General features: G+C 59.7%; 6 protein-coding genes and 2 pseudogenes. 6 read left to right on the forward strand and 2 right to left on the reverse strand.

Going from position 1 to position 7333, the window contains the following annotated elements:
* Positions 1-117: pseudogene (locus HWX22_RS31020) on the reverse strand (IS5/IS1182 family transposase); the annotation flags it as partial.
* Positions 118-204: 87 nt separating this feature from the next.
* On the opposite strand from HWX22_RS31020, the pseudogene HWX22_RS32165 reads away from it, so the two are divergent.
* From HWX22_RS32165 to HWX22_RS31040, 5 genes and pseudogenes are all read left to right on the forward strand, one after another.
* Positions 205-312 (forward strand): annotated as a pseudogene (locus tag HWX22_RS32165) (RidA family protein); the annotation flags it as partial.
* Positions 313-488: 176 nt separating this feature from the next.
* Positions 489-830, forward strand: coding sequence for a DHCW motif cupin fold protein (locus tag HWX22_RS31025; RefSeq protein ID WP_175916972.1), 342 nt, complete (start codon positions 489-491; stop codon positions 828-830).
* A 235-nt stretch (positions 831-1065) separates the two neighbouring features.
* Positions 1066-2958: an SAM-dependent methyltransferase gene (locus HWX22_RS31030; protein ID WP_175916973.1), complete on the forward strand. Its 1893-nt coding sequence runs from the start codon at positions 1066-1068 to the stop codon at positions 2956-2958.
* A 500-nt stretch (positions 2959-3458) separates the two neighbouring features.
* Positions 3459-4271 (forward strand): hypothetical protein, encoded by an 813-nt coding sequence (locus HWX22_RS31035; protein ID WP_124923481.1) that lies wholly within the window; start codon positions 3459-3461, stop codon positions 4269-4271.
* A 454-nt stretch (positions 4272-4725) separates the two neighbouring features.
* A complete protein-coding gene (locus HWX22_RS31040) occupies positions 4726-5127 on the forward strand; it encodes a hypothetical protein (RefSeq protein ID WP_059690449.1) in 402 nt (133 codons plus the stop codon).
* Between the two features lie 246 nt (positions 5128-5373).
* Here HWX22_RS31040 and HWX22_RS31045 read toward each other — a convergent pair whose 3' ends face one another.
* On the reverse strand, positions 5374-6465 hold the full coding sequence (locus HWX22_RS31045; RefSeq protein WP_175912191.1) for a Tat pathway signal protein: 1092 nt from the start codon (positions 6463-6465) through the stop codon (positions 5374-5376).
* A 290-nt stretch (positions 6466-6755) separates the two neighbouring features.
* On the opposite strand from HWX22_RS31045, the gene HWX22_RS31050 reads away from it, so the two are divergent.
* A complete protein-coding gene (locus HWX22_RS31050; protein WP_175916974.1) occupies positions 6756-7208 on the forward strand; it encodes a pyridoxamine 5'-phosphate oxidase family protein in 453 nt (150 codons plus the stop codon).
* Positions 7209-7333 lie beyond the last annotated feature (125 nt).

The following is a 7333-nucleotide window of genomic DNA, read 5'->3' on the forward strand; positions in this document are numbered from 1 at the left end:
CGTCAGCAATCGCGACCACGGCACGAGCTTCTCCATCTCTTCCAGGAAACGCTGGCGCCGAGTCATGCGCTTCTTGCCCGTGCTTTCCGCTTCCGCAAAGCTCATTTGCCGTTTCATCGTCGTGGACCCGTTCCGTGAACTATCTTCTACAACGTCCTCGGCTGCGTCAGCGATGACCACAGAGCCGGATAAATCAGTGTTTCCCTAGGTGATCGCGGCCGACACGCCAGGTCGGCAGTCGGGATGGGTTCTCTGCCAAACGGGATGTCTGTAGAAATCGAAGCGATCATAGAGATCGTGAACGGATACTAAGGCATCGCCGGGCGCCACTCCAAGCGTGGCACACAGGCGTCGTCGATCGTTGAAAATCAGATAATCAATAACGTCGTTGTTATTGCCTCAAGCCGCTCAAGTTCGTAAAAAGCGTTCGGAGCACCGTGGCGAATTGACCTGCGCGTATAAAGTGGACCTGCATAGGAATCTACAGAATGAAAATGGATGCATTTGCGTTCGGCACGACCAACTGGGCGGCAGTCGAAAAGACGGAACACCAAGGCGAAACCGGCATGGCTTATTGGCGCACACGGTTTTTCGGTGATCCCTCGAATCAAATTCGCGTGCGGATGGTCGAATATACCCCTGGCTACCTTGCAGATCATTGGTGCAAAAAGGGACACATTTTGTTCTGCATGGAAGGCGAACTGGAAACGACGCTCGAGGATGGGCGAAAGTTCGTTTTGACAGCAGGTATGAGCTACCAGGTTGGCGACGACGCGGAGCCACATCAGTCCTATACCAGAACGGGAGCAAAGCTCTTCATTGTGGACTGAAGCCCGGCTCGCTATCTCGGCATCCAAGCCGACGGCGCCCTTGAGATGGCAGAGCAAGCGGAGGTTTGATGGCATCGCGACCGGCGAGCGGTCGCTTGCCGGCCAAAACTACCCGATCGACGCCCACCGCAAGTTTCGGTGCATGCACGCTGCCCCCGGCGCGCAAGCGCGTCGATTTCGCTTGCACCTGACGCCACGTTAGCTTTTATGGTTGACACCGACGACTGGGAAAGCAATGCGACTAAAGATCGGCGAACTGGCAAAGAAGGCGGGATTGAGTGTCCGCGCCCTGCACCACTACGACGCAATCGGGCTGCTGTCACCGTCGCAGCGAACCAACGGAGGCGCGCGCCTGTATGGGCAGGACGACCTGATCCGTCTGCATCGCATTGAAGCCCTGAAACGGTTCGGATATTCGCTGCCGGACATCAAGGCCAGTCTCGACGGTCAACCGCCCCTCATTCCGCTGCAGCTTCTGCAACGTCAGATCACAGAGCTGAACGCGCAGGCACTGCGCGCGCAGCGCCTTGGCCGTCACTTGCAATATATCGTCGACATGGTCTCCGCGGGCAGCGAGATCGCGACGACCGATTGGTTGAATGCTCTGGAGCTGATGAACATGTACCAAAAGCATCTTGATGACGAGGAACTCGATGCGCTGTTGGCATCCGGGCCGGAAACGGTGCCGCCGTCGGATCCGGCATGGGCCGGTCTGATAGACGAGGTCCGCGTTGCCGTGCAGGAGGCGTTGCCGACCGAAAGCGATGCGGCTCAGGCATTGGCTTGGCGCTGGATCCGGCTCGTGATCCGAATGACCCGCAATGACCCCGACCTCGCAACCAAGCTGATGATGATGCAGCTCCGCGAGCCGCGCGCCAGGCAAATCGTCGGCATTACGGCAGAGATGCTGGAATGGATCGACGAGGCTTTCACGCACGCACGCTGCGCACTGTTCGCCAAGTACCTCAGCCCGGCACAGGCCGACGAGGTGCGGCGTCGCCAATTCGCCACCGCGAAAAATCGTGCATGGCCGGCGCTGGTGGTCGAACTGAGGGCAAATATGGAAGCCGGGGTCGAGGCCGGTGCCGCGCCCGTGCAGGCGATCGTCGAACGCTGGCAGCAACTGTTCCGAGACAGCTTTTGCGGAGACGACGCTGTGCTGGAGGCGCGTGTGCGCGATGCCTTGATGCGCGAGCCGGATCTGCAACTGGGCATCGGCCTCGACGATTCGCTGTTGGCCTATCTGCACAAAGCGCATATCGTCGGCCGGGACACGTCGCCAATCGACGCCGGGCCCAAGCCGAGCGCGTTGATGGTGGCGACGCAACGGGCCGCGCATCAACTGCTCGATCGGCCGTTGGTGCTGGATGATCCCGTTGCGCTGACTATCCTCGGCGCCGCCGAAGCACAGGTACTGCATGACAACATCGACCGGTTCCGCGATCCGACTTCGGTGGGAATGCGCAGCTCCGTGATCGTGCGCAGCCGGCTTGCCGAGGACGTGTGGGGCGAGGCTGTCGAACGCGGCATTCGCCAGTATGTGGTTCTCGGGGCGGGGCTCGATACCAGCGCGTTCCGGCATCCCGATACACCGGCTCGAATCTTCGAGGTTGATTTGCCGGCGACGCAGACGTGGAAGCAGGCGCGCCTGCGCGGGGCCGGCCTGGCGGTGCCGCCGTCGCTGCATTTCGTGCCGGTTGACTTCGAGCGCGTCGGACTGGCAGAAGGATTGGCGCGTGCGGGTTTCGATGCTGATGCACCGGCCATTTTCAGTTGGCTCGGCGTGACGATGTATCTCGATGAGGTCGCCGTCATCGAGACATTGCGCTTCATCGCCGGTTGCGCCAAAGGCAGCGCGGTCCTGTTCGAGTATGTGACGCCGCTTTCGAGCTTGCCGCCGATCATGCGTATTGCGATGGAGCAGTTGACGGCGCGATTCGCCGAGCGCGGTGAGCCGTGGAAAACCTTCTTTGAACCGGCTGTCATTACCGAGACGCTGAGTGCATTGGGATTCAACCATACCAATGCGTGGACGCCCGAGGAATTGAACCAGCGCTATCTTGCGAACCGCGATGACGGACTGCTCATCGGTGTGACGCCCGCGCGTCTGATTCTCGCAACGGTCTGAGACTACTTGCGCCTCGACCATGTAGTGATTTTCAACGTCTCCTTTGGGGAAGATTGAAGGATCGCTTCGGGTCGGAAGCAGGCCTCCACGTGAGTCTGCTACCGGCCAACTGCGGACGCTGGCCGATGCTGTCACGCGGACGTTCGAACGACGACTCCGCCCCGACAACGGACCCTCGCGCGCGGATGATGTTGGTCGGGTCGTCGGCCTTTGCTGACGTTGGGGCGGGCTGGGTTTTACGTCCGCAATGTGGCGCACTTCTGACGGTGGCGGAACTGCGCAGCTGAACGGCAGCTTCCTGCATCTGGGAACTCACACTCCCGACCCTGAACAGCCGTTCGAGTGCCTACGGACGTGTAGTCCGCTTCGGGATGCATAGTCGCCATCTACGTTTACGCGCAAAGCTGCCGTTCCGTTACTGGCCAGCAATGAAAACCCGCTTGCGCTCCGCACATTGTGCGCGCACAATGTGCGGACACTATTCGCGTCGGGGGTGCTTTATGAGCTGGAAAGGTAGTCGGTGGTCCAAAACGGCCGAGCATGTCGAATCAGGGACCAAGTTCTCCATTCTGTGGCGCTCCAATCGCATAGACGGGATCGATGACATAGATATTGAACCAATTGGAAACGATGGTAAGCGGTGGAGCAGCGAGGAGCTTCTCCAGCTTAAGGCCGACCTATGGGCTCATTGGGAACATCAACGCCTTCGGGACGAGTTGCACTCGTTAATTCAAAACAATCTCTTCGGCGAGTGTGATCGGGCTGCAAACGCGATTTCAAGCATTTCAGGCAAGAAGGTGTCCAATCGGACTATTCAGTCATGGCTCATCGCGCTAGATAAACCCAGCAGCCGCACCTGCCCACCGTGGGCTGTCAAGGCACTTAAGGCATATCTCGACGACCCCAAGAACGGGCCGGAACTGGAATGGCTGCAACAGAAAAGAAAGGAAGCGGATCACCAGTTCCAATCGGTCGTCGACATAACCTGGAGCAGGTCTGTTGAGATGGCCACCCGTGAAATTGAAACTGAAGAGCGCGACTTGGAGTCTTGGAAAAAAACCGGACTTACTGAACTCCCGGAAAAGCTTTTTAAGGAATTCTGGCGTCTCGAAAGGGAAATCAGTGGAATGAGTAGAGCACTGGCGACGATCAGCCGCGGAATCGAGACTGCTGAAAGCTACGAGCAGTTGAAAGCGCTGGTTAGCCAAGAGTTACGTGAGGCGCGCTGGACGGCCGGAGAAATCCGCCGAACGCGGAGGGCCATTGAAGAGGGCCTGGAAGAGTTTGCTAACCCGGAGGGGTTAGCCGACTAACGAAAGTCAGCTCCGCCGCCGTCAGCAATCCGCCGCATTCCTGACGTATAGCCCAAGTCGCCCCAATGTCCGCAAAGGCCGACGACCCGTCGGCCACCAATCAAAATCCGATGACCGTTGTGCCCCGCGACCCGCCGTGCAATGCGCCATGCAGCGAAGGGCCGAGAAGGGTCGATGCCGGACGTCGACGTCGCGAGGAAGCACATCGTTCGATGCGCATCACGGACGGGCCCGCACCGATAGACGCGAAAGTTGAATTCCGGTCTCGGCGGGGACAGCGGCCGTCTAATCGTGGAGTAGTATTCCCCCAATGTCCAAGTTATTGCTCGGCCTCTGCGACGCACTGCCAACCCATCCGTGACGAGGGCGGCAAGCTCGTTGGAGGGTTTGGAAACCGCTTGAACAATGCGTGTGGTGGCGTCGGCCGTGAAGATAGCGTCGGCGGGAATACATCATGTCAACCGAGTGGAAGCACCGCGTCAGACTGTTTATCCAGCGTTTCTGGCAGCCGACCAGTGCGTGCATGACCTGCATGCCGGGAAGCTGGGGAAATATCACGAGCCTTGCCCACTGGTCCATTGCATTTCATACAGGTCTGTTCACCGGACTCCTGGCTGTACTTTTGACTTTCACGCCCGCGGCGAAGCTCTACACGCATCGATACGGCAATGCGCTGATCGTTGGTGTCCTGACAACGTTGGGCGATGCCTACTCACACACGAGTCACTACCGCATCCCCTTTGTCGAGCACATCCTGACGGGTGCAATTTCAGGTCTCTTGACGCTCGCGGCCTCATATCTGCTCGAAGATCGCGCGCGACGCCTTCGGGCGGTATGGGCTCGGGTTTTCGGATAGCGGATCCGCTGACTTTCCGAACCCACCGCGGCCGCTTGCGGCGGCGAGCCTCTGGACTGAAAGATGTCTGACGAAGCAGCGACTTGAAAGACCGTTCGTCGCCGAAGGTCGCCTGACGTAGCGGACCACACTCGCCCCTTCCCTGACGTTCGGAGTTCCATCCGGCTAACGGCAACTGTCCAGGTCAAACAGTCACCTCCCCACATCGTGCTCCACGACGCCAACAGCGCGGCAATACCGGCGGCATCAAACCAGCACCGCCTCCACGCGACGGCGGGGCGAGAACGGCAAGGTCGGCCCATAGCCGAAGCGCATGACGATATCCGGCCGGCGCCGGCCAGTATCGCCGACGATGCCTGCCAGAAGCGGACGAAAGCGCGCGACCTCGACGGGCTGATTGACGAAGGCAACCTTGATTCCAAGGTTTGTCGCCGTCAGCGCGAAGCGCTGACAGGCCCGACCGACCCTGATCCAATGCTCGTTGTCTTCCCGATCGCCGACAAACACGGCGATGCCCGCTGACGAATCGATTTGGCGTGCATATTTGTCGCGCTCCGTTCGGGCGTTGAAGAACCGTTCGAACGCGAAGCGGCCGAGTGCGCTCGGCAGCACGGGATTCCCGCTCGCAGCAGAGAACAGGCCGTCGCCCGACGACATGGCGCTGCGTGGGTTGAATCGGATCCATTGCTCCAGTTCGTTCATGAAAGCCGAATCCGCCATTTGAACGTCGTTGGCCGCGACAACCAGATCTCTGACCTTGTCGATCCTCATTCGGTCAGTGATGAGGGTCAAGTGAACGCCGGGCGTGGCGGCAGCCTGCTCGAGGAATGTGAGATCGACGACAGGAACGGGATGCCTGTCATATTCCGCGCGCGTCGACTGTCGTTTGGCAATTGCAGCATGGAGCGAACTCGCCCTCGTCGATCCGTGTACGAATGCATAACGCGCGCCGTCTCCGCCGGGCACCATCTGCACCTCGCCCGGGCAGCCCGTTGCCGCCGCCGAGATGGCGAGGTTTTCCGCCGCGCATCCAAGGCTCACGAACAGATGATGGTCGTTCGGGTCGACAGCGGGTGTGCGGCGCGAGATATCCGGCAGAATGTCGATGAACCCGTCGCCGACATGAAACCGCCAAGGCTGCGTATTGTGGCTGTTGGCGGCAAGTGTCGCATGGCGGATGAGCCCGCCAAGGTTCGGCGGCATTGTCAGATCGGCACGCAGGCGCTTTGCATAGGCGTGGTAGTCGGCCATCGACCCCACGGACGACATCCACGCTGTCGTGCCGCCTGCCAGCAACAAGGCGCCGCCGGCGCCGACGAAAAAAGTTCGCCTGTTCATGCCAGATTCCCGTACGTTGCAGCGGGCAACGGAAAATTCGCAATGCCCCCTTTGGACCGCGAGTCCAAAATCCCCCGTGCCTCAACCTATGTCAGGCAAATGCCGGCGCTGTTGATTTCAGTCAATTGCGGTCGGCTTGAGTCGAGTCTTGCGAAGCGGGTCGTGCAGGCGGGCCGGTCGCTCTTGCGCGCCGTGCGTCTCGAAGTTGCTCATCTTCGGCATTTGATTTGCATCAAGCGCCGGATGACACGGTGGTACAGGATTGGATTTCACGAACGGGAAGGTGATCCATGGACGCGCAGATCAAGCAAAAGATCCTGTCATTGCTGGACCAGCATCGGATCATGACGATCGCCACGCTGAGGCCGGACGGCTGGCCGCAGGCGACCACCGTAGGCTACGAGAGCCAGGGACTGACGCTTTACTTTCTTTGCGGCCTGGAAAGCCAGAAGGCGGCCAATCTGGCCCGCGACGACCGCGTATCGCTAACGATCGATCACGACACGTCAGATCTGATGGCGATTACCGGCTTGTCGATGGCGGCGCACGCACAACCCGTGACCGATCGTGCCGAAGCAGAGAAGGTCTTGCGCATGCTTCCACTGAAGTATCCGGATATGCAGACGCCGCCGATGCCGATGCCGTCTCCTGACGAAGTCCGGATATTTCGCGTGATTCCGACAGTCATTTCGGTGCTCGATTACTCGCAGGGCTTCGGGCACACCGATCTTTTCACTTGCTAGGGAAACACTGATTAATAGGCGATCGCGCGAGGTGGTCGGCGATGTGGGCGGGGAATGGCCGGATACCGAAGCGAAGCGCCGCCCATTCGGAGAAGTTTGCCCCGAGGATGCACCTTATTTCTCGC

The sequence above is a fragment of the Burkholderia sp. BCC1638 genome (assembly GCF_902833195.1).
Lineage (GTDB): Bacteria > Pseudomonadota > Gammaproteobacteria > Burkholderiales > Burkholderiaceae > Burkholderia > Burkholderia diffusa.